General features: G+C 41.3%; 19 protein-coding genes. 6 read left to right on the forward strand and 13 right to left on the reverse strand.

All coding sequences use genetic code 11. The annotated features are described in order from the left end of the window. Positions 1-91: 91 nt before the first annotated feature. Complete coding sequence (locus ACTHJT_RS08515; RefSeq protein WP_440237596.1) at positions 92-388, forward strand: hypothetical protein; 297 nt, start codon at positions 92-94, stop codon at positions 386-388. A gap of 104 nt (positions 389-492) precedes the next feature. Here the strand turns inward: ACTHJT_RS08515 and ACTHJT_RS08520 are convergent, their stop codons facing one another. From ACTHJT_RS08520 to lipB, 8 genes are all read right to left on the reverse strand, one after another. After that, positions 493-1,434 (reverse strand): phosphatase domain-containing protein, encoded by a 942-nt coding sequence (locus tag ACTHJT_RS08520; RefSeq protein WP_440237597.1) that lies wholly within the window; start codon positions 1,432-1,434, stop codon positions 493-495. Next, on the reverse strand, positions 1,431-2,303 hold the full coding sequence (locus ACTHJT_RS08525; protein WP_440237598.1) for a diacylglycerol/lipid kinase family protein: 873 nt from the start codon (positions 2,301-2,303) through the stop codon (positions 1,431-1,433). Before ACTHJT_RS08525 ends, ACTHJT_RS08520 begins: the two co-directional genes overlap by 4 nt. A gap of 176 nt (positions 2,304-2,479) precedes the next feature. Next, the gene (locus ACTHJT_RS08530) at positions 2,480-3,097 is read right to left on the reverse strand and encodes a rhomboid family intramembrane serine protease (protein WP_440237599.1); all 618 of its coding nucleotides are present in this window, start codon (positions 3,095-3,097) and stop codon (positions 2,480-2,482) included. A gap of 26 nt (positions 3,098-3,123) precedes the next feature. Next, the gene (locus tag ACTHJT_RS08535; protein ID WP_440237600.1) at positions 3,124-4,101 is read right to left on the reverse strand and encodes a polyprenyl synthetase family protein; all 978 of its coding nucleotides are present in this window, start codon (positions 4,099-4,101) and stop codon (positions 3,124-3,126) included. Positions 4,102-4,181: 80 nt separating this feature from the next. Then, a complete protein-coding gene (gene rnr, locus ACTHJT_RS08540; RefSeq protein ID WP_440237601.1) occupies positions 4,182-6,485 on the reverse strand; it encodes a ribonuclease R in 2,304 nt (767 codons plus the stop codon). An 8-nt stretch (positions 6,486-6,493) separates the two neighbouring features. After that, entirely contained in the window at positions 6,494-8,323 is a 1,830-nt protein-coding gene (locus ACTHJT_RS08545) for an ABC transporter ATP-binding protein (protein WP_440237602.1), read from the reverse strand. Between the two features lie 146 nt (positions 8,324-8,469). Beyond that, complete coding sequence (locus ACTHJT_RS08550) at positions 8,470-8,868, reverse strand: hypothetical protein (RefSeq protein WP_440237603.1); 399 nt, start codon at positions 8,866-8,868, stop codon at positions 8,470-8,472. 52 nt (positions 8,869-8,920) lie between these two features. Next, positions 8,921-9,655, reverse strand: coding sequence for a lipoyl(octanoyl) transferase LipB (gene lipB, locus ACTHJT_RS08555; RefSeq protein ID WP_440237604.1), 735 nt, complete (start codon positions 9,653-9,655; stop codon positions 8,921-8,923). A 35-nt stretch (positions 9,656-9,690) separates the two neighbouring features. Here lipB and ACTHJT_RS08560 point away from each other — a divergent pair, with 35 nt between their 5' ends. Both ACTHJT_RS08560 and ACTHJT_RS08565 read left to right on the forward strand, forming a co-directional pair. Next, a complete protein-coding gene (locus ACTHJT_RS08560; protein WP_440237605.1) occupies positions 9,691-10,029 on the forward strand; it encodes a YraN family protein in 339 nt (112 codons plus the stop codon). A gap of 89 nt (positions 10,030-10,118) precedes the next feature. Beyond that, a complete protein-coding gene (locus ACTHJT_RS08565) occupies positions 10,119-11,102 on the forward strand; it encodes a type I phosphomannose isomerase catalytic subunit (RefSeq protein WP_440237606.1) in 984 nt (327 codons plus the stop codon). A gap of 80 nt (positions 11,103-11,182) precedes the next feature. Here the strand turns inward: ACTHJT_RS08565 and ACTHJT_RS08570 are convergent, their stop codons facing one another. Beyond that, on the reverse strand, positions 11,183-11,680 hold the full coding sequence (locus ACTHJT_RS08570; protein WP_440237607.1) for a pyridoxamine 5'-phosphate oxidase family protein: 498 nt from the start codon (positions 11,678-11,680) through the stop codon (positions 11,183-11,185). A gap of 115 nt (positions 11,681-11,795) precedes the next feature. Beyond that, the gene (locus tag ACTHJT_RS08575; protein ID WP_440237608.1) at positions 11,796-12,449 is read right to left on the reverse strand and encodes a metal-dependent transcriptional regulator; all 654 of its coding nucleotides are present in this window, start codon (positions 12,447-12,449) and stop codon (positions 11,796-11,798) included. Positions 12,450-12,596: 147 nt separating this feature from the next. On the opposite strand from ACTHJT_RS08575, the gene ACTHJT_RS08580 reads away from it, so the two are divergent. Genes ACTHJT_RS08580 through ACTHJT_RS08590 form a run of 3 tightly spaced genes read left to right on the forward strand, consistent with a single transcriptional unit; the run spans position 12,597 to position 15,513 of the window. Next, the gene (locus tag ACTHJT_RS08580; protein ID WP_440237609.1) at positions 12,597-13,784 is read left to right on the forward strand and encodes a di-heme oxidoredictase family protein; all 1,188 of its coding nucleotides are present in this window, start codon (positions 12,597-12,599) and stop codon (positions 13,782-13,784) included. Between the two features lie 14 nt (positions 13,785-13,798). Beyond that, on the forward strand, positions 13,799-14,245 hold the full coding sequence (locus tag ACTHJT_RS08585; RefSeq protein WP_440237610.1) for a ubiquinol-cytochrome c reductase iron-sulfur subunit: 447 nt from the start codon (positions 13,799-13,801) through the stop codon (positions 14,243-14,245). 47 nt (positions 14,246-14,292) lie between these two features. Further along, positions 14,293-15,513 (forward strand): hypothetical protein, encoded by a 1,221-nt coding sequence (locus tag ACTHJT_RS08590; RefSeq protein ID WP_440237611.1) that lies wholly within the window; start codon positions 14,293-14,295, stop codon positions 15,511-15,513. A 435-nt stretch (positions 15,514-15,948) separates the two neighbouring features. Here ACTHJT_RS08590 and ACTHJT_RS08595 read toward each other — a convergent pair whose 3' ends face one another. From ACTHJT_RS08595 to pgi, 3 genes are all read right to left on the reverse strand, one after another. Further along, complete coding sequence (locus ACTHJT_RS08595) at positions 15,949-16,983, reverse strand: sterol desaturase family protein (protein ID WP_440237612.1); 1,035 nt, start codon at positions 16,981-16,983, stop codon at positions 15,949-15,951. 126 nt (positions 16,984-17,109) lie between these two features. Further along, on the reverse strand, positions 17,110-18,297 hold the full coding sequence (locus tag ACTHJT_RS08600; RefSeq protein WP_440237613.1) for a glycoside hydrolase family 3 protein: 1,188 nt from the start codon (positions 18,295-18,297) through the stop codon (positions 17,110-17,112). Positions 18,298-18,435: 138 nt separating this feature from the next. Then, a complete protein-coding gene (gene pgi / locus ACTHJT_RS08605) occupies positions 18,436-20,076 on the reverse strand; it encodes a glucose-6-phosphate isomerase (RefSeq protein WP_440237614.1) in 1,641 nt (546 codons plus the stop codon). Positions 20,077-20,173 lie beyond the last annotated feature (97 nt).

Here is a 20,173-nt window from a genome sequence, read left to right on the forward strand (position 1 = left end):
TTTATTTATCATGAAATAACTACTTGATAATAAACTCTTTGTTGGCGGATTAATTGCTTTTCAGGTACTAGCCCTCGTAGCGGGAATTCTAATGGCTATTTACGACGACGGGCACGCATCGGTAGCGCTTTTAATCCTTGTTATTGTACTTTCTGTTGCGGTGAGTCTGATCATAGCATTATTGGGCTTATTTCTGAAAAGCAGTAAGAAATGGTTTTATGTAGGCGTATTGGTATTCTGGCTGTTGCCATTCTTTTCTTTGTTTGCTGAATTCTATGAAGACTATTCATCTTTCTATGAATATGAAGAAATGATGCAAGAGATGGATGAAGAATGGATAGAAGAACAGATAGAAGCGCAGGATACAGTTCGGCAGGATTCTATTTAATATTAAAGAAGTTTTACAGAGGCAGCTTAAATTTTTCCGGCATTCATATATGTGATAGACTGTAAGTTGAATGATGTATTCAGAAAAATAAAATTCATATTCAATTACAGCATACTCAGTGTAGACGGCAGTTCCGTTCCGTAATACAAACCGATATGTTGTTCTTTTAACAGCTTGCTTGAATAAACAACCACCTCGTCATCCGCGGGCCGGTCAACCACTTTGAGTATCACAATGTATTTGATATTGGTCGGAAACTTTTCTGCCATGCGTAAATAAATATCCAGGTCGCGCTGTGTATTGTCGCCAAGCAAAATAAAATCTTTTTCAGGGAAGAAGCGCATCAGCTGATTTAGTGTCGCCAGTTTATGCAGGTCTTGTGCAGGAAATTTTTTGCCGCGGAACACATCCCGCAGCTTGCGCATTTCCTTTAAAAAAATTGGTCCTTTAGGAAAATTATTATGCTTCAGAAATCGATAGATCAGCGGATAGAGATTCTGCTCGCTGTTGGATAAATAAAATGGTGCGACACCCACGCCATATTGGTCGCGGATCAGTTTCATGGTTGGTTCAACCGCCTGGCGCTTTTCAACCTTCGTGAACATCAGCGTCAGGAATTTTGAAAACTTATTGGAGATGTATGAATGAATAACGGTGTCATCAATATCTGAAACAAGTATAGTATCGGTGCGGATTTCGTGAATAGCGAGATCATACAGTTCAGGCATAAATTTAACAGACACGCCGGCTATCTGTATGTCTAGTACCGTATGCTGCCCTGGTACAAGGTCTGCAATAAAATAGAATGAACCTTTGACATCGGTTGTGGTTGTGGCTCTGCCGGAATTGAAGATAATCTCTATTTGTTGCTCGGCTACGAAACGTGTACGATACAAAGAATACAAAGTAAAAAATGTTTTTACGTTACTGAAGCCGGTGAAGCTGAGGTCTTTTATAAGCGAGTAGGTGAGATGGCCGAAGACCATCACCTTCTCTCCGTTTGATAAAGCATAAAAGCTGAGCAATATGGGTTGTTGTGCTTTCACGGTATTAAAATAAGTATAGCTGAAGGAAGTATTTCAATTTTTAAATAATCTACGGCACCGATGTATTCACCATCAATTTGCAGGTCTGCTTTCTGGTCAATAAAAATTTCAGCCTGTTTGCAGCTAATCACATCGGCGAACATATCCCGGTCGATGAAGATGTTGAATTTAGTTAGTCCGGCTTTGACAGCATCTGTTAAACTGATTTTAGGAATGTTGCGGATCTCAAACAAACCGTCGTGTACAGAACCTTCTGTAATTTTAATGCCGGTGCCATACATGTTGGCATTGGCAAAGGCAAGCATATAGCCTTCCTGTTCAATAGTTTCTTTATCCGTTTTAATGGTGTACTGCATCAATGGTGTTTCAACCATTGCATGAATGAGATGCCGCGCGTAGCCAAGCATACCGCTGTGGCCGTTTTCTGCATATTCTTTTACCATCATGCCATTGATGCCAATATCGGCCAGGTGTACACAGATGTGTGTATTGTTGATCCGAAGCAGATCCAGCGGCAGCGGCGGCAGGTCTGCAAAAATATAATTTGCCAGGGCTGTATCTTCGTCAGGAATATTCAAGGCAGTAGCTAATCCGTTCGCGGAACCTAAGGGCAGCAGCACAATCGGTATACCGGTGCCGATGAGGTTACGCGCAACCAATTGTATAGTGCCATCACCACCACCTGCTACCACGCGATCAGGTTTATACAAGCGAATTTCTTCACGGATCTGTTCGTCATCCCGTTTGCCGGTTGTATAAATAATATTTATAGAAATATGTTTAGCTGCAGCAGTCTCCTGAATACAGGCCATGGTGGCCTCGCTGCGACTGGAACCTGAATTGGGGTTGATAACAAATAAAATTTTCATATGCCGGTTACATAATACTTTGCTGGTGTATTATATAATATACAAAGAATGGGAGAGTATTGCCAGAAAAATATCGTCTTTACGGCTGTAGCAGCAGATAAACTACAAGGGTGAATTGAGTAGCGGCACAATTCTGATTTATATAACATGCATATTATATAAATCGGAAATATTTTTTATCTCAGAAATTCAGGCCTCCAATGGAATACAGCAGAGGCTACTTCCGGGATCAGGTGCGGATATAATATCCCTACAAATACCAATCCCACAGCTGCGCCGTAAAAGTGAGCAGAGTGATTGATGGCATCACCGCTGCGCTTGTCCATGTAATAGGAATAGCCTAAATACAATGCACCAAAAAGAAACGCAGGCATGCAAATAAATGCATACAGGCAAATATCGTTGAGAGGGTGAAACATGATGGAAGCAAAGACAACAGCGGATACTGCACCCGATGCGCCAAGTGAGGCATAGTAGGAATTGTTTTTATATTTCAGGTAAGTGGGAATATCTGAAATTATAATTGCTGCCATATAGAGAATGATAAATAAATATTTGCCCAGCCAGTATTCAACAATTTCTCCAAAGAAATACAACGATAACATGTTGACAGCTAAGTGCAGAAAACTTGCATGAATAAAACCTGAGGTAATAAAACGGTAATATTCTTTTTTACGCTCTACCCAGTATGGAGTCAGGATCAACCGGTTCATTACCTCCGGGTTGTTCAGCGCGAAAAAGCTGACAACACAGTTGATGATAATGAGTATGGTTGTTACCGAAAGATTATTCATGAAGATGCTTAGTTAAATAGTAGCTGTTATTGTTCGCGGCCGATTAATGCAAGCAGATAGTTTTTGATGTAATGCTTACGGAAGATAGAACCTTTCACTTTGCCTAACGACTCAATAGCCTTATTGAAGTATTCTTCGATCAATGCTTCTGCTTCCGCTTTAATTTCCAATTGATCGTAAATGGCTGTTACGCCTGTAATCTTCGCTTTATCAGAAATTGTTTTATCTGTCAATAGCTTTTCCAGTTCTTTTTTTGTTTTGCCTTCTGCTTTTTCAAGTGCGCGGGTCAGTAAAAACGTTTTCTTATTGGCAAGAATATCGCCGCCAACCTGCTTGCCGAACGTGGCTGCATCTCCGTATACATCCAGTAAATCATCTTTCAACTGAAATCCGATACCCGCCGACTCGCCAGCCGTGCGCAGGTATTCACAGCTCTTATCATCTGCATCACCTAGTATCGCTCCAAGTTCCATGCTGAAGCCTAACAATACGGCAGTCTTCAGACGGATCATATTGATGTATTCATCTACGGTAACTGCCGCTACCGTTTCGAAGTTCATATCCAGCTGCTGACCTTCACATACACCTGCTGCTGTTTCGTTGAAGCGATCCAGCACTCTTTTCAGGTGTTTCTCTTCAACAAGCATCAGTTGTTTATAAGCTTCAACCAGCATCACATCTCCGGAGAGAATCGCAATGTTGGTATTCCATTTTTCATGAACAGTAGATTTACCTCTTCGTAGAGGTGCATTGTCCATGATATCGTCGTGCATGAGCGTAAAGTTATGAAACACTTCAACGGCCACAGCCGCGTCCATTACTTTAACGCAGTCTTCTGTAAAGATATAATTGGAAAGCAAGGTCAGGATAGGGCGCATGCGTTTTCCACCCAGGTCCATGATATAGCGGATGGGTTCGTATAGTTCTGCAGGTTCTTTACCAAATTCAGCTTTTGAAATTGCTTTTGTAATGTCTTTGGTTAAACGTTCTGTAGTGAGTAACATATTGTTTTAATTAATGCAGTATTCTGAAACTTGTTGGGTGTATAAATCAATTGCCGGAGTAGCAGCAGAGATATAAAGATTTATCGTTTTGACGGTCTTGATGACTTTGACGGTCTTGATGGCTTACGTGTATCATTACGTGCATCACTGAAATCCAGGGCGTCTCTATGTACATCTTTGTTTACTTCCCTGCTTGCACCTTTATTATCTACTAATTCCAGGTCAATGGTTCTGCGCTCAAGGTTGGTTGATTTTACAATCACCTGCACCTTGTCACCCAGCGTGATCATGCGCTTGTTTCTTTTTCCAACAATGCGGTAGTTGTCCATGTCTACTTCGTAGTAATCATCTTCCAGGTCGGCCAGGCGAACCATGCCTTCGCATTTGGTTTCAACAATTTCTACAAACATGCCAAACTCCGTAACGCCGGAAACAATGCCTTCAAATTCTTTTCCGATGCTGGTCTGCATAAATTCAACCTGTTTGAATTTAATGGAACCACGTTCAGCTTCAGCCGCTAATTTTTCCTGTATGGATGAATGTTCGCAGGCTTCGATATAGTATTCCTTGTCGGCAGATTTACCGCCATCCAGGTAATGCTGTAATAAACGGTGTGCCATTACATCGGGATAACGGCGGATCGGAGAAGTGAAGTGTGAGTAGTGTTTGAATGCCAAACCGAAGTGCATGTCTGGCTCAATGCTGTAGATCGCCTTGGACATGCTGCGGATGGCTAAGCTCTGCAACACGTTTTGCTCCGGCTTGCCTTCCACTTCATCACTCAGTTTATTTAAATTTTTTGCAATAGCTCCTTCGTCATCTAGTTCAACTTTATGTCCGAAACGCTTGGCAAACGTTGCCAGCGAAGCCAGCTTCTCCGGATTTGGTGCATCGTGTGTACGATATACCATGGTGTTGGAAGTACCTTTACCTTTTCTCAGGTTGAATACAAATTCTGCTACGCGTTTGTTAGCAAGCAGCATGAATTCTTCAATAAGCTTATGCGCGTCTTTACGGATCTTCGGTACAACCGCTAATGGCTTTCCTTTATCATCCAGTTTGAATTTTACTTCGATGGTTTCGAAACTGATAGCGCCTTCCTTGAAACGCTGTGCGCGCATTTTCTTCGCAAGGGTATTCAGGATGGTTAATTCTTTTACCAGATCACCTTGCTGTGTTTCCAGTACTTCCTGCGCCTGCTCATAGCTGAAACGGCGGGTAGAGTGGATGATGGTCCGTCCAAACCATTCTTCTTTTATTTTTGCATCGGCATCGATTTCAAAGATAGCAGAGAAGGTAAGTTTATCTTCATTTGGTCGCAGCGAGCAAAGTTCATTTGACAAACGTTCCGGCAGCATCGGTACACAACGATCTACCAGATAAACGGATGTCGCACGGCGGTATGCTTCTTTATCCAGTGTATCGCCGGGCTGCATATAGTGTGATACATCCGCAATGTGTACACCTATTTCCCAGTTGCCGTTGTCTAAGTATTTAAATGAAATAGCATCGTCAAAGTCCTTCGCGTCTTCCGGATCAATGGTGAAGGTAGTTGTGCCGCGCATGTCGCGGCGTTTTTTGATTTCTGCTTCAGAGATATCTTCTCTGATATCCTTGGCAGCTTTTAATACCGGCTGCGGGAATTCATACGGCAAACCGAACTCGGCAAGAATGGCGTGCATTTCGGTTTCGTTTTCTCCGGCTATCCCAAGTACTTCTGTTACTTTACCTGTAGGGCTTTTTTCATCGCGGCTTGGCCAGGCAATAATATCCACCAATACTTTCTCACCGCTTTTTGCTCCATTAATATTTTCTTTGGGAACAAAAATATCTACGTGCATTTTTCTGCCATCAGGCACTACGAATGCATGACGGGCCGATATTTCAATTTTCCCTACGAAAGAAGTACGCTTGCGTTCTACAATTTCTACAATCTCTCCTTCAGCACTCTTGGTTCCTTTACTGCCGCCGCCGCTGCGTTTGTATACAGCTACGCGTACAAGGTCGCCATCAAGGGCGGTTCCCATTTTGTTGCCGCTGATCCAGATATCGTTGTCTGCTTTTTCTCCTTCGGGAATTACATAAGCGAAGCGCGGATTCACAAAATCCACTCGGCCCGTGATTAGATTTTCACCGCCGCTGCTGCCTGCATACATGTATAAACCAGTCTTGTCTTTCGACAGGGAACCTGCGCGGACAAGATCTTCCAGCACATCTTTCAATGCTTTCTTTTCTTTATCCCGTACAAGACGAAGTTTTTTGATTAGCTCTTTATAGCTGAAAGGGTTCTTTCTGCTGTTGTTAAAAAATTTGGTAACTTTTGATTGAAGGCTGCTGTCTTCGCCTCTTGTATCACTTTGTTCTGTTGTTGATTTTTTTCTCATGAAAAAGATTAGACTTTTTTCTTTCTTTTTAACTGGGCAAGAAGAATATCTTCGAGGTTGCCTTTAGGTATTGAATGAATAAGTCGTTTAGTATAGTCTGTTTTTGGGTTCAGATAAATATCTTCTGCAAAACCCATTTCTTCGATTTTACCTTTATTCATTACAATGATGCGGTCTGACATGAATTTAACGACCGACAGATCATGTGATATAAAGATATAGGTAAAATTGAATTCTTCTTTTAATTCGTTCAATAAATTTAACACTTGCGCCTGAACGGATACGTCAAGTGCTGACACGGATTCATCACAAATGATAAATTTGGGATTGAGTGCCAATGCGCGTGCAATGCAGATACGCTGGCGTTGTCCGCCCGAAAATTCGTGCGGATAACGGTTGAATTGTTTTCTGTTTAAGTTTACGCGTTCAAGTAATTCGATTGCATGTTTTTTTCTGGCAAAATCGCTGTCAAGAATATTGTTTACACGCATAGGCTCTATAATGGCTTCACCTATGGTCATTCTTGGGTTTAAAGATGAGTATGGATCCTGGAAAATGATCTGGATATCTTTGCGCAGATTGCGCAACTCCTTTTCGTTCAGTGCCAGGATGTCAATACCTTCAAACTCAATACTGCCGGATGTTGGATCGATCAGACGCAGGATACTTCTACCCAGTGTGGTTTTTCCGCAGCCTGATTCACCCACGAGACCGATGGTTTCACCGGGGAATACATCGAAGGAAACATCATCAACTGCTTTCACATGGTCAACGGTTTTACCGAAGAAACCTTTTTTTACCGGGAACCAGGTTTTTAAATTTTTGATTTTTAATTGTGGCTCAAGCACAGATAGGGCACTATTCCGTTCCGCAATATCTTCATCAGAAACATAGTTAAACAGGATCGCTTCACCGATTGAACTGAATTTACGTTCTTTTTCGAGGAATTTTCCTGTTGTATCCACTTCCATGAAGTCAGACACTACCGGCAGTACTTTCAGGCGCAGGTCCAGTTTGGGTCTGCATGCCAGCAAGCCTTTTGTATATGGATGTTGCGGATTGGAGAAGATTTCATATACAGGGCCTTGTTCAACAATTTTGCCCTGGTACATAACAATTACACGGTCCGCTATTTCTGCCACCACACCAAGATCATGGGTGATGAAAAGGATACCCATGTTGTTTTCGTCGCGCAGTTGTTGCATTAATTCAAGAATACGCGCCTGAACCGTAACATCCAATGCAGTGGTAGGTTCATCTGCAATCAATACAGATGGATTGCAGGACATTGCCATGGCAATCATTACCCGTTGTTTCTGTCCGCCTGAAATCTGGTGCGGGTAAGCATCAAATATGGCTTCGGGTCTTGGAAGCTCAACTTTCTGGAAAAGCTCGATGGTTCTTTTCTTCGCTTCCTGTTTGGATACTTTCTGATGCAGCTGGATGGCCTCCATAACCTGGTCACCGCAGGTGAAAACAGGATTCAGGGAGGTCATAGGCTCCTGGAAAATCATGGAAATCGAGTTGCCGCGTTCTTCCTGCATTTCCATCTTGTTCAGACTTACCAGGTCAATAATACCTTTTTGGGGGTGATTAAATTCAATGGAACCTTCAGCGATTTTGCCGGGAGGATTGGGGATTAACTGCATGATTGACAATGCAGTTACAGATTTTCCGGAGCCGGATTCACCAACAATACCTATGGTTTCGCCTCTCTTCAGTACAAAGCTCACATTATCAACAGCTTTCACAACTCCTCTTTCTGTGCGGAAATGTGTACTCAGGTTATTTACTTTCAGTAAAAAATCCTGTCCTGTTTTTTCACCCTCTACCTGCATTTACTGATTCTCCCAAAGGTTATTAATGATGAGTAATTTATTCCAAAAATACGGCGAATCCAAATTAATGATTTCTTCTAGTTGCTTTAAACGTAGCAGGCTTTTATTGGTTTCAAAAGTGGCAGAAAGAATAATGCTTCCAAATTTTACCGGTGCAGGATGCCTTTGACACCCAATTGCGGAATAGAAACCAGGTTTTGTTCAATAATGGTTTCAGGTACAAAAATGAATTTCTTGTCATATATCTGCTTACCAATGAAATAACTGATCCAGTATTCATTATTCAAATGAAAAACCGATGGGTCAATCAATTCGATCTTGGCAAAGCTATTTGCATCTACAAATGGAATGACATGGCGCAGGGTAGACGTTTCCTGAGGAAAACCGTCTTTCTCGCCATACCCTCTCGAGCGTATAAAAACATTGTCAATCTGAAAGTCATTGCTGTTTACGATGTAAACATTCCAGGTGGTAACATCTGAAATTTCCTGAGCTATGGCAATGTATACGCCTTCAACGGGAGGGAAAGGAATATCTTTTTTCATTCAGTTAATAATACTTTTTATTTCTGGAGCCTGGTTATCCGCATGCCCGCGACTAAATGCGTTCAGTTGAATAGTGAAGCTCAAATTCAAACAGAGCCTGTAATTTTTTCAATAAAATTTCTTTTACTTCTGCAACGGAAACTGTTCTCCCCAATTCTTTTGAGATGGAGGTAACAGCCTTATCATCAATGCCGCAGGGGACGATATTATTAAAATACCCGAGATCCGGATTCACGTTCAGTGCAAAACCATGCATGGTAACCCAACGGCTTGCCTTTACACCCATGGCACAGATTTTACGTGCTTTGAGCGCATCGTTATAATCAATCCAGACACCTGTCAATCCCTCAATACGTCCGGCAGAGATATTGAGTTCCGCCAGCGTAAGAATAATTGCTTCTTCCAGGTAACGCAGATATTTATGGATGTCTGTAAAAAAGCTGTCCAGGTCAAAGATCGGATAACCTACTAATTGTCCCGGACCGTGGTAAGTAATATCACCACCGCGGTTGATTTCATAGTAATTGGCATCTACACGTTTCAACTGCGTTTCGTCGATCAGCAGGTTTTCGCGTTTGCCGCTTTTTCCTAATGTGTAAACATGCGGATGTTCGCAAAAAAGCAGATAATGATCAGGAGCCTGCTGTTCGTCTTCCGGTAAAGCACGCATGGCAAGTTTTTGATCAATGACTGTATTGAAGAGCTTTGTCTGGTAATCCCACGTTTGCTGGTAATCAACCAGTCCTAAGTCTTCTACAAATACTCTTTTGTTTGTATTTTTATGCATCTGCTTTCAATCAGTGAACAAATATACGATTTTTTATGGAGCATATACAGAAAGGAATTGCCGGCGAAGCAAAGGCCTGCGAATATCTGAAAAGCATGGGCTATGAAATACTCGCGCAGAATTTTCGTGCAGGAAGAGGAGAGATTGATATCATTGCGCTGCATAATAAGTGCATCTGTTTTGTTGAAGTAAAATTCAGGAAGCATAACAAATTCGGTTACCCGGAAACATTTGTTACCGACAGGAAACTAGCAATGATCCAGCAGACTGCACATGAATATGTAATGCAACAGAACTGGGAAGGAAGGATACGGTTTGATATTATCTCAATCACCGGTACAGAGCCACCACTGCACATTATGGATATTTCATAGAGCAATTTGCACTACTCAATTAAAAGAGATAGTCTTTTGATTGAGAATCTTCTTTATATATCTTGCATACAAATAAGAGAAAAAGTTAAATGACTAATTTATACCCCTTGCGTTTTAAGACGATTTTTAAAGATAAGATCTGGGGTGGTTCCAAGATCAGGACAGTATTGGGGAAAGATTTTTCTCCCTTACCAAACTGCGGGGAAACATGGGAATTATCAGCAGTTCCGGAAGAACCTTCTGTTATTGAAAACGGTGATTTTTCAGGAATGGATCTGCGTGCGCTGGTAGCAAAATATCCGGCAGAAATTTTAGGCGAAAAGAATTTCAAACGTTTCGGAACAGATTTTCCGTTATTGATAAAATTTATAGATGCAAATGCAGACCTGAGTATTCAGGTGCATCCGGATGATAAGCTTGCCAAAGAACGCCACAATTGTTCAGGCAAGACAGAAATGTGGTATATCCTTGCTGCAGATGAAGCAGCGCGTTTAAATGTTGGGTTCAATCGTAAACTAACGAAAGAGGAGTATGTTGATTATCTGGACAAAGGAAAGATTCTTGACGTGCTGCATTATGAAACAGTATCTGCCGGTGATGTATTTCATTTACCAGCCGGTCGTGTACACTATATTGGCAGAGGTATTTTATTGGCGGAAATTCAACAGACATCGGATATAACATACCGCATTTATGATTTCGATCGTAAAGATGCCAAAGGCAATAAGCGTGAACTTCATACGGAGCAGGCTTTAGATGCCATTGACTTTAATGTTTACGATGAATATAAAATCAAGTACGAAGTTGAAGATAACATACCAACCAATCTGGTAGATTGTCCTTACTTCACAACAGATCTTTTTGTACTGACCGATGAAGTAGAACTTGATTATTCTGAGACAGACATGTTCAGAATATTTATGGTTGTTGAAGGAGACGTGATGATGACAACAAATAACAAATCTTCTGAGCTACTCACCTTTGGTGATGTTGTATTGATTCCTGCATCGGTTAAAGAAGTATTATTCTCACCATTGGGCGAAGTTAAAATGCTGGAAGTATACATTCCATAAACAAAGAATCACTACATACCAAAAAACAAAAAAACATCTGTAAGAGCAGATGTTTTTTTGTTTTTGCGGGAAGTAAATTCTTATATACTTATTTTTCCGTGGCGGCCTTCATTATATTCTTTGCCTGTTACAAGTGCTTTCACCATGTTTAATAAGACAATCATTTTACTTGCGCTGCTATCCCAATAACTTACATCTTCAGGAATTACTTTGATCAGGATCATATCGGGATCTTCGAGCCCTTGCGGGAACCAGGCTTTCATTACAGGGCTCCACAAATCTTTCATCTTTGTGTAATTATAAGACAACTCTGCTCTGCCATTGATCATCAAATAAATGTTTTTGTTTTCATTTACAATTGCCAGAGAGATTTGCTTATTTTGTTCGATTGCATCAATTTTTTCAGAAGTTGTTTTGGTAAAGAACCACATAGTACCATCCTTTTCAATATCTGCAATACTCATCGGTCTCCCTGAAAGTATATCTGTATATTTTTCAATCGTAATCAGCATGCAGGTTTTAACGTCTTTTACAAGCTCAACCAGCTTATTTACGTTCTGATTCAGTTCTTTTTTCATAGCTGTATGAATTAAAAGTGTTCATACAAATATTGATTTCCGGCAAGCAACTTGTCTTACATTTTTCGGGACAAATGTTGTATTTATCAGCTGTTTATTTTTAACAAAAGTAAAACTACATGCACAGGATATTGTTAGCGATCTCCTGACTCAGATAAAATTCCTTTTTATTGTTTACTGATACAAGAATGGATTGATCAAATTCAACAAGTTCTTTAATCGTGATCTTTGCACCCAGCTTCAAATCAAGCTTGTCCAGATGCTGAAGGAAAGACGAAGTATGATTTTCGATCCCGGTCATGGTTACTGTTTTACCAAGACCTATGGTGATTAATTTTACCGATTTGTTTTTAGCAAAATTTCCATTCTTATCAGGTATTGGATCACCATGCGGATCAAATTCGGGATTACCTAAAAATTTTGCCAGTCGCTCTGTCAGCTCTTCAAATCCAATGTGTTCCAGTTCTTCCGCCATCGGGTGAATTTCATCCCATTTAAAACCGAGTTTTTCTACAAGGAAAACCTCCCAAAGCCTGTGTTTGCGTATGGTTTTGACAGCAATGGCTTTCCCTTCTTCAGTAAGTGTTACGGCTTTGTATTTTTCATAATAGATCAAACCCTTATCGCCAAGCTTTTTAAATGCTTCTGTTACTGTGGCAGCTTTAACATTCAGCTCGTTTGCGATATCATTGGTGTAAGCCCCGTCTTTATTGCGTTCTGTTTGTTTATAGATCGCTTTTAAATAATTCTCTTCAATATAAGTACTCATTAATTGCCTCAATATTTTTAGTTTAACCTAAAAATTTAATTTGTAATGACGAAATAGTTGATCGTACATTTGCAAAACAAATTACAGATAAGAACTAGTATGACCAAAAATAAAGTTTTTTTATTTAGCGGTATTGTCCTGTGTTTTATGACAATAGCCTGTAAACACCTGACAGAAAGCATATCTCCGAAGCAACCCGATCAGGATCAATTGCTTGATGGTCCGGTTGCAGGGTTGTCAGAAATTGAAAAACGCCAGTTTCTGGCTGGTGATGCTGCTTTTAATGAAGAAACTTTCTTCTCCGGAAATGGGCTGGGGCCATATTTTGTTGCTACGTCCTGCGGCAGTTGCCATGCCGGTGACGGCAAAGGACATCCGTTTACTACCTTAATCCGATTCGGACAGTCGGATACGCTTGGCAATATGTATATGCATTCAGGAGCTCCGCAGCTGCAGAACAGAGCGCTGCCCGGTTTTACGCCAGAGCGGATTCCGGCAGGAGCAAGCTTTTCGAAATTCATGCCGCCGGCCAATACAGGCTTAGGTTTTCTGGAAGCCTTAACCGATGCGCAGATTCTGGCACATGCGGATGTGGAAGATGCTGATGGCGACGGCATTTCAGGCAGGGTGAATTATGTTTTTGCTCCGGCGTATTTTTCACCCATGGCTTATCACTTGTCCAATAATGGCAAATACATCGGCCGCTTTGGTAAAAAAGCTGCTGCCATCAATTTACTGCACCAGACAGTGAATGCATATAACCAGGACATGGGCATCACCTCTGAATTTGCTGAAGATGAACCCGCAATGAATGGCATGTCTTATCCGTACTTTGATCCATTCCCCGGACCGGAAGTGGAACGTACAACCATTAACAACGTCGTCTTTTATCTGCAAACCTTAAAAGCTCCTGTACAACGCAATGCAGCAGATGCGGATGTTGTGGAAGGTAAACAGCTGTTCATGGAAATAAAATGTGCATCGTGTCACATTCCGGAGTGGACCACACCGCAGACAACCATTGCTGCGCTTTCAAACAAAACATTTTTTCCATACACCGACTTGTTGTTACACGACATGGGGCCTGGCCTGGATGATGGCTATACAGAAGGCACCGCATTGACCTATGAATGGAGAACACCACCGTTATGGGGACTTGGGCTATCACCGAATTCACAAGGCGGTTCTTATTTTCTGCTGCACGATGGCCGCGCAACTTCCATACAACAGGCTATTGAACTGCATGGTGGTGAAGCCGCCGCTTCAAAAAATATGTTTGTAAATCTTTCACAAAACGATAAAGGCAAACTGATCAGATTTCTTGAGAGTTTATAATTAGTAATAGTACGATGATGAATAGAAAAAAATTTATACAAAGCTGTGGAATGATCTGCGCAGGCGGCATGGGAATAACAGCGCTTTTACAAAGTTGTACTACAGGACAACATTTTGCATCCAGCGAAATCAACGGTAGTTATCTGCATGTAGCAGCGACAGAATTCACGCTGAATAAAAAAGGCGAGGCTGTAGATCGAAGGTATGTATTGGTTCGTTCGGAGAAATTAAATTTTCCGATCTATCTCTACAAAATAAGTGCGTTGGAATATTCTGCAGTCTGGATGGAATGTACGCACCAGGGCGCTGAACTGTCTGCGCATGGGGAGCATTTATCCTGTCCCGCACACGGCAGCGAATTTGATAAGCTCGGCAATGTAATTCAAGGTCCTGCACAAACAAACCTGCGCAGGTTTAAAACGCAGGTGGAAGGGCCGATCATTAAAATCCTTTTATCATAATATTGTCTCAAAGACTGTAATTCTATTTTCTGTTTCTCCTTAGTTCAATGAAAAAAATAATTACACTGCTGGCCTGCATTATACAGACTGCTGTATATGCACAGGTAGATTCCTCTTTATTTAAACGCGTAGCTGCAAAAGATACTTCCGTGCAGCTTAACGTCGACGCCATGTACAGCAGGCCATTCCTTTCCATCGGTAAAACACCCGTTGCTGTAGGTGGTTATCTGGAAGCCAATACCAACTATGCAGTTACAGATGGCGTGTCCGAAGGCTTTTCGTTCCAGATGCGGCGCATGACGATCTTTTTATCTTCGGCCATTGGCAAGCGCATTCGTTTTTTATCAGAGATAGAATTTGAAGATGGAACGAAAGAAATCAATATTGAGTTTGCTGCCGTTGATTTTGAATTTCATCCCATGTTTAATTTACGTGGTGGTATTATCATGAATCCGATCGGCGCGTTCAACCAGAACCATGATGGTCCGAAGTGGGAATTCATTGAACGGCCTATTTCAGCTACAACGATTATTCCTTCTACGTGGAGTAATGTTGGTTTTGGTTTATGGGGAAAATATTCGAAGGATAAATGGGCGTTTGCATACGAAGCTTATTTGTCGAATGGTTTTGATGACCAGATCATCAACAACAGTTTGAATCGTACGAGCCTGCCGGCATCCAAACAAAATCCGGATCGCTTTGAAGAAAGTTCTAACGGTATGCCTTTAACCACATTGAAGACAGCGCTGGGGCACCGCAAGTATGGCGAAGTCGGGATTTCCTGGATGGGCGGCGTATACAATACATTTCAGGAAGATGGTTTGGTGATCGATTCGAAACGCAGGGTAGATTTAGTGGCCATTGATTTTAATACAACACTGCCTGTGAAAACATACGTCCGTGGAGAATGGGTATGGGCATTTATAGATGTTCCTTCTACCTACTCACAACAATATGGCAATAAACAACACGGCGGCTTTGTAGACATCGTGCAGCCAGTACTGAAGCGCACGATGTTGGGCTTTGAAAAGGCAGTATTAAATACCTGTGTACGTCTGGAATATTCGGATTACAATGTGGGAACGTTTAATGAAACCGGACAGAACATCGGTGATAATATTTATGCGGTTGTGCCGGGGATCAGCTTCAGACCCTATCCGCAAACGGTAATCCGTGCCAATTACCGGTATTCCTGGACAAGAGACTTGTTGAATAATCCGCCGTCTAAAACAGCAGCGTATCAGTTTGGCTTTTCGACGTATTTTTAAAAGCGCTTTTCTTAAACCTATGAGGTTTTGTTAAATAAGCGGGCAGGTGATCAGAATGTGCAGAGGTGATGGTTATAAAACCTCATAGGTTTCGTTTGTATATTTTAAAACCAGCTCTTTTCTCTGGCGCCAGTCTAAGCGGAGCGGTTCGCCGCGGCGAATGGTGACTTTTATTTTCAGTCTGAGACTGGGGTATTACAAATGTAGTCAGAGACTACAGAATGATGCGCGCCAGTCTAAGACTGGCGCGAGTTGGGAAGTACTTCTCAAACCTATGAGGTTTTCTCAATCGGCGAGGAGGTGATTCTAAATGTGCAGAGGTGATAGATAGAAAACCTCATAGGTTTTGTATAATATGCATTAATAAAAAATCCCGTCCCGATCCTGATAGCTATCGGGATCGGGACGGGATTTTTTATTAATATAGAAAAGAAATTATGCGGCTGTAGTTTGTTGCTGAGCAGCGGCGGCAGCGGCAGCTTTTTGTTTTTTAATTTCTCTTTGCAGTGCTTTCGCTGTTTGTGAGAAATCTCCAGGTCTCCAGCCCGGAGGGCCAAAGATGTACATGAACTTATGCCCCCAGTTTGATGTGCTTCTTACATCATTCCAGATGTCTCTGTATTCATGTCCTAAAATGATCAACGGGTTATAAGAGTGCGGCGGGTGAACAACACCGAATTTGATTTCAATGTTTTCATCATCCAGCACTTCATGTGTACCGAATATTTTATCGAAGATGTTTAAATAACCACCGTGGTTTTTATCCATGTACTCAATGTTCTGGGCATGGTGTACCTGGTGCTGCTTATGCGTGTTCATGAACTTTTCGAAGAAACCAAGGTATGGCATAAACTTCGTATGTAACTGGAACTGCCATAAAGACTGGATAGAAAGGCAGATCATAACCATCACCGGACTAAAGCCGATTGCTGGTAACCACAACCAGAAGATAGGTTTGTAGATCAACGTCACCCAACCGTTACGGATACCTGAGCCTAAGTTGAAATTATCAGAAGAGTGGTGTACAATATGTGCAGCCCATAGACATCTGATGGTATGACTTAAACGGTGGTACCAGTAATAATTGAAATCATCACACACCTGGCAGATCAGGAACAGATACCAGGCCATGCCGAAGGAAGTCCAGCCGAAGATGTTGACACAATTCGGTTCGAAGAAATTATATGCTTCACCCGGATTGATCGGGGTATTGAACATTTTATATACACCGATAAACATTCCGAAGGAAAGTATTTTAGCGAAAATAGCTACGATTACAGAACCTGCGCCCATAGATACACTTGCTCCAAAATCTTTCCATTGATATAATTCCGGATCGTACTTTAAGCTGAGAACGATTTCCAGTCCGATAAGCAGAACGAAAGCGATAACTCCATATCCAGCAATAGGATCATCAAATTTATATTCACCCTGAAGCTGATGAATAAAATCTAAAATTGATTGAAACATGATTGTATGTATTTTTAATGTAGGTTAATACTAGACCAAATTTACGAAAAAAGCAGGTAAATGTCTATGGAAAACAGACTGAACCTTCCTGATTTAAATCAGTTTTAACATGGATTTAAAGAAGAACTAATTGACTTTTTTATTTTTTAAGGTCATAATGCGGATATACGCCTCAGTGATCCTGCTTTCCGGTATTTCGCCTGATAAAACGAGCTTTTTAATAATCGCGTGAATATCGGATGCCTTCATACGATCAGATGCATTCACGTTATTGCCAAAAACCAAAACATCCACACCGGCAAGAATTGATAATTTAATGGCGTTTTCCTGTCCGTAATTTTTGCTGATTGCATACATCTGCATATCGTCAGAAAAAACCACGCCTTTAAATTCCAACATGTTTCTCAAAATATCCGTCACAATAACTTTTGAAAGTGTGCCGGGTAATTTGGATGCATCCAGATGTTCATTGATAATATGTGCTGTCATGACCGCATCGATCTTGCCGGATTGGATCAGTGTTTTGTATGGAAGCAATTCAATGATATTCCATTGATTGGTTACATCCACAATGCCCAGATGCGAGTCAGACATGGAGCTGCCATGGCCGGGAAAATGTTTCACGATTGTTTTTATGCCCTGATCATGATGTGCTTCAATGCTTGCAGCCGCCTGTTGAGCAACAATTGCAGGATCGGCAGAATAGCTTCTGCCGACTTTAGCGATGATTGGATTGTTAGGATTGGTCGCAAGGTCCAGGCAAGGGGCGTAGTTTAAATTGATGCCCAATTCTCTCAATTCCTTTGCAAGGTTGTTTGTGTAATATGTTGTAGAATCAAGGTTGTTAAGGTTGCCTAAGTAAGCGGCTGAAGGCATGGGTACAAACCCATATTTTTCTTTCAAACGGTGCACTTTGCCGCCTTCTTCATCAATACTGATGAACATGCGTGTTGGCGCATCGTCCTGCAAATCCCTGATTAGTTTTTTTAATGTTTCAGCGGAATTGGTTGCGGCAATATTTTTTTCGAACAAAATAATGCCGCCGATTTTTCCGGCTTTAATTTCAAGCAGAAGAGAATCTGTTTCAGCAATACTTTTACGGTCATTGATGCCAATCATAATCATCTGTCCGATTTTTTCATCAAGCGAAACATCTTCATGCTGAATTTCTTCATCGGCTTTTCCGTCTCCGTCTCTGTCATCTGCTACATCAGTGATGTCGTCCTGTTTGTTACCGCTTACTGCAGGTTGTTTTTTACAGGCAATAAAAAGAAGAGAGCAGGAAAGGAGTAAGATTGTTAGGGACGATTTCATCTTGTAGTTTCTGAACGATAATAATACTGCTGATAAATAGAAAGTATACTATTTTTATTTACAATCCGGGATTGAGATCCATAAAATAAAAAAGCAGCACAGGATTTAGTTAATCCTGTACTGCTTTTATAAATGAAATTATTTATTCGCTTTATAGAAATTGATCAAACCATTGGTAGAACTGTCGTGGCTTGAAACAGGCGTGTTATCTTTTAGCTCAGGTAAAATAGCATTTGCTAATTGCTTACCCAATTCAACACCCCACTGATCAAACGCGTTGATCTGCCATACGACACTTTGTGTATAGATCTTGTGTTCGTACATCGCGATCAATGAACCTAGCGTAAATGGTGTTAACTTTTTAAAGAAAATAGAATTGGTTGGTCTGTTTCCTTCAAATACTTTATGGTTTACCAATGCAGCAACATCTTCTGCTGACATACCTGATTTTTCCAGTTCCGCTTTTGCTTCTTCTGCTGTTTTACCTTTCATCAACGCTTCAGTCTGTGCGAAGAAGTTGGCAAGTAATTTCGGATGATGATCACCAATCGGATTCTGGCTGATTACCGGCGCTAAGAAATCACACGGAATTAATTTTGTTCCCTGGTGGATCAATTGATAGAAGGCATGCTGGCCATTCGTACCGGGTTCACCCCAGATGATTGGCCCGGTTGAATACGAAACCTTTGTGCCGTCTTTTGTTACACGCTTACCATTGCTTTCCATGTCTCCCTGCTGGAAGTAGGCTGCAAAGCGGTGCATATACTGATCGTACGGAAGAATCGCGTGCGATTCAGCGTTATAGAAATTGTTATACCATACACCGATCAATGCCAGCAATACGGGAATATTTTTTGCGAATGGCGTTTCTTTGAAATGCTTATCCATCGCATGTGCACCGCTTAATAACTCGATGTAGTTATCAAAGCCAATGTACAATGCAATTGATAAACCGATTGCAGACCATAAAGAGTAACGGCCGCCAACCCAGTCCCAGAATTCGAACATGTTGTTGGTATCGATACCAAAGGCTGATACTGATTTTGCATTGGTAGAAAGTGCTACAAAGTGTTTAGCAACGGCTGCCTCATCTTTCGCAGTTTTCAGGAACCAAGCTTTTGCAGATTCTGCATTCGTGATCGTTTCCTGCGTTGTAAATGTTTTGGAAGCAATGATGAATAACGTTGTTTCCGGATTTAATTTCTTTGTTACTTCAACAATGTGTGTACCGTCTACATTTGATACGAAGTGTACATTCAAGGTTGAAGAACCGTAAGGTTTCAATGCTTCCGTAACCATCACCGGACCTAAGTCTGAACCACCGATGCCGATGTTTACAACGTCTGTGATTGTTTTTCCTGTGTAACCTTTCCATGCGCCGCTGCGCACTTTTTCGCAGAAGCCTTTCATTTTTTCAAGCACCGCATTTATTTCCGGCATTACGTCTTTGCCGTCGGATAAAATAGGTGTGTTTGAACGGTTGCGAAGCGCCACGTGTAATACCGAACGTTTTTCTGTATTGTTAATCTTCTTGCCGGAAAACATATCTTCAATTGCTTGTTTCAAGCCAGCTTCCTCAGCCAGGGCAAGCAATAAAGAAATTGTTTCGTCAGTGATTCGGTTCTTTGAGTAATCAACTAAGATCTCATTGAATTGTATGGAGTATTTTGAAAATCTGTCTTTGTCAGCTGCAAATAGATCGCGCATTTGCAAGCCGGATGTTTTTGAATAGTGTTCGTTTAACTTCTTCCAGGAAGTGAATTCAGCTGTATTCGTCATGTGAGTATCTTAGTGTATTTTAAGCATATTGCTGGTAAATATACAAAAAAAGAATACCGAATAAGAAATCAATATCCGGTATTCCTGCGCTTTAAAA

Origin of the sequence: Cytophaga sp., assembly GCF_051961495.1 — a bacterium.
Lineage (GTDB): Bacteria > Bacteroidota > Bacteroidia > Cytophagales > Cytophagaceae > Cytophaga.

Coding starts and splice junctions, on each gene's coding strand:
- ACTHJT_RS08515 (WP_440237596.1), top strand. CDS start 92: ATGGCTATTTACGACGACGGGCACGCATCGGTAGCGCTTTTAATCCTT.
- ACTHJT_RS08525 (WP_440237598.1), bottom strand. CDS start 2,303: ATGAAAATTTTATTTGTTATCAACCCCAATTCAGGTTCCAGTCGCAGC.
- ACTHJT_RS08530 (WP_440237599.1), bottom strand. CDS start 3,097: ATGAATAATCTTTCGGTAACAACCATACTCATTATCATCAACTGTGTT.
- ACTHJT_RS08535 (WP_440237600.1), bottom strand. CDS start 4,101: ATGTTACTCACTACAGAACGTTTAACCAAAGACATTACAAAAGCAATT.
- rnr (WP_440237601.1), bottom strand. CDS start 6,485: ATGAGAAAAAAATCAACAACAGAACAAAGTGATACAAGAGGCGAAGAC.
- ACTHJT_RS08545 (WP_440237602.1), bottom strand. CDS start 8,323: ATGCAGGTAGAGGGTGAAAAAACAGGACAGGATTTTTTACTGAAAGTA.
- ACTHJT_RS08550 (WP_440237603.1), bottom strand. CDS start 8,868: ATGAAAAAAGATATTCCTTTCCCTCCCGTTGAAGGCGTATACATTGCC.
- lipB (WP_440237604.1), bottom strand. CDS start 9,655: ATGCATAAAAATACAAACAAAAGAGTATTTGTAGAAGACTTAGGACTG.
- ACTHJT_RS08560 (WP_440237605.1), top strand. CDS start 9,691: ATGGAGCATATACAGAAAGGAATTGCCGGCGAAGCAAAGGCCTGCGAA.
- ACTHJT_RS08565 (WP_440237606.1), top strand. CDS start 10,119: ATGACTAATTTATACCCCTTGCGTTTTAAGACGATTTTTAAAGATAAG.
- ACTHJT_RS08570 (WP_440237607.1), bottom strand. CDS start 11,680: ATGAAAAAAGAACTGAATCAGAACGTAAATAAGCTGGTTGAGCTTGTA.
- ACTHJT_RS08575 (WP_440237608.1), bottom strand. CDS start 12,449: ATGAGTACTTATATTGAAGAGAATTATTTAAAAGCGATCTATAAACAA.
- ACTHJT_RS08580 (WP_440237609.1), top strand. CDS start 12,597: ATGACAATAGCCTGTAAACACCTGACAGAAAGCATATCTCCGAAGCAA.
- ACTHJT_RS08585 (WP_440237610.1), top strand. CDS start 13,799: ATGATGAATAGAAAAAAATTTATACAAAGCTGTGGAATGATCTGCGCA.
- ACTHJT_RS08590 (WP_440237611.1), top strand. CDS start 14,293: ATGAAAAAAATAATTACACTGCTGGCCTGCATTATACAGACTGCTGTA.
- ACTHJT_RS08595 (WP_440237612.1), bottom strand. CDS start 16,983: ATGTTTCAATCAATTTTAGATTTTATTCATCAGCTTCAGGGTGAATAT.
- ACTHJT_RS08600 (WP_440237613.1), bottom strand. CDS start 18,297: ATGAAATCGTCCCTAACAATCTTACTCCTTTCCTGCTCTCTTCTTTTT.
- pgi (WP_440237614.1), bottom strand. CDS start 20,076: ATGACGAATACAGCTGAATTCACTTCCTGGAAGAAGTTAAACGAACAC.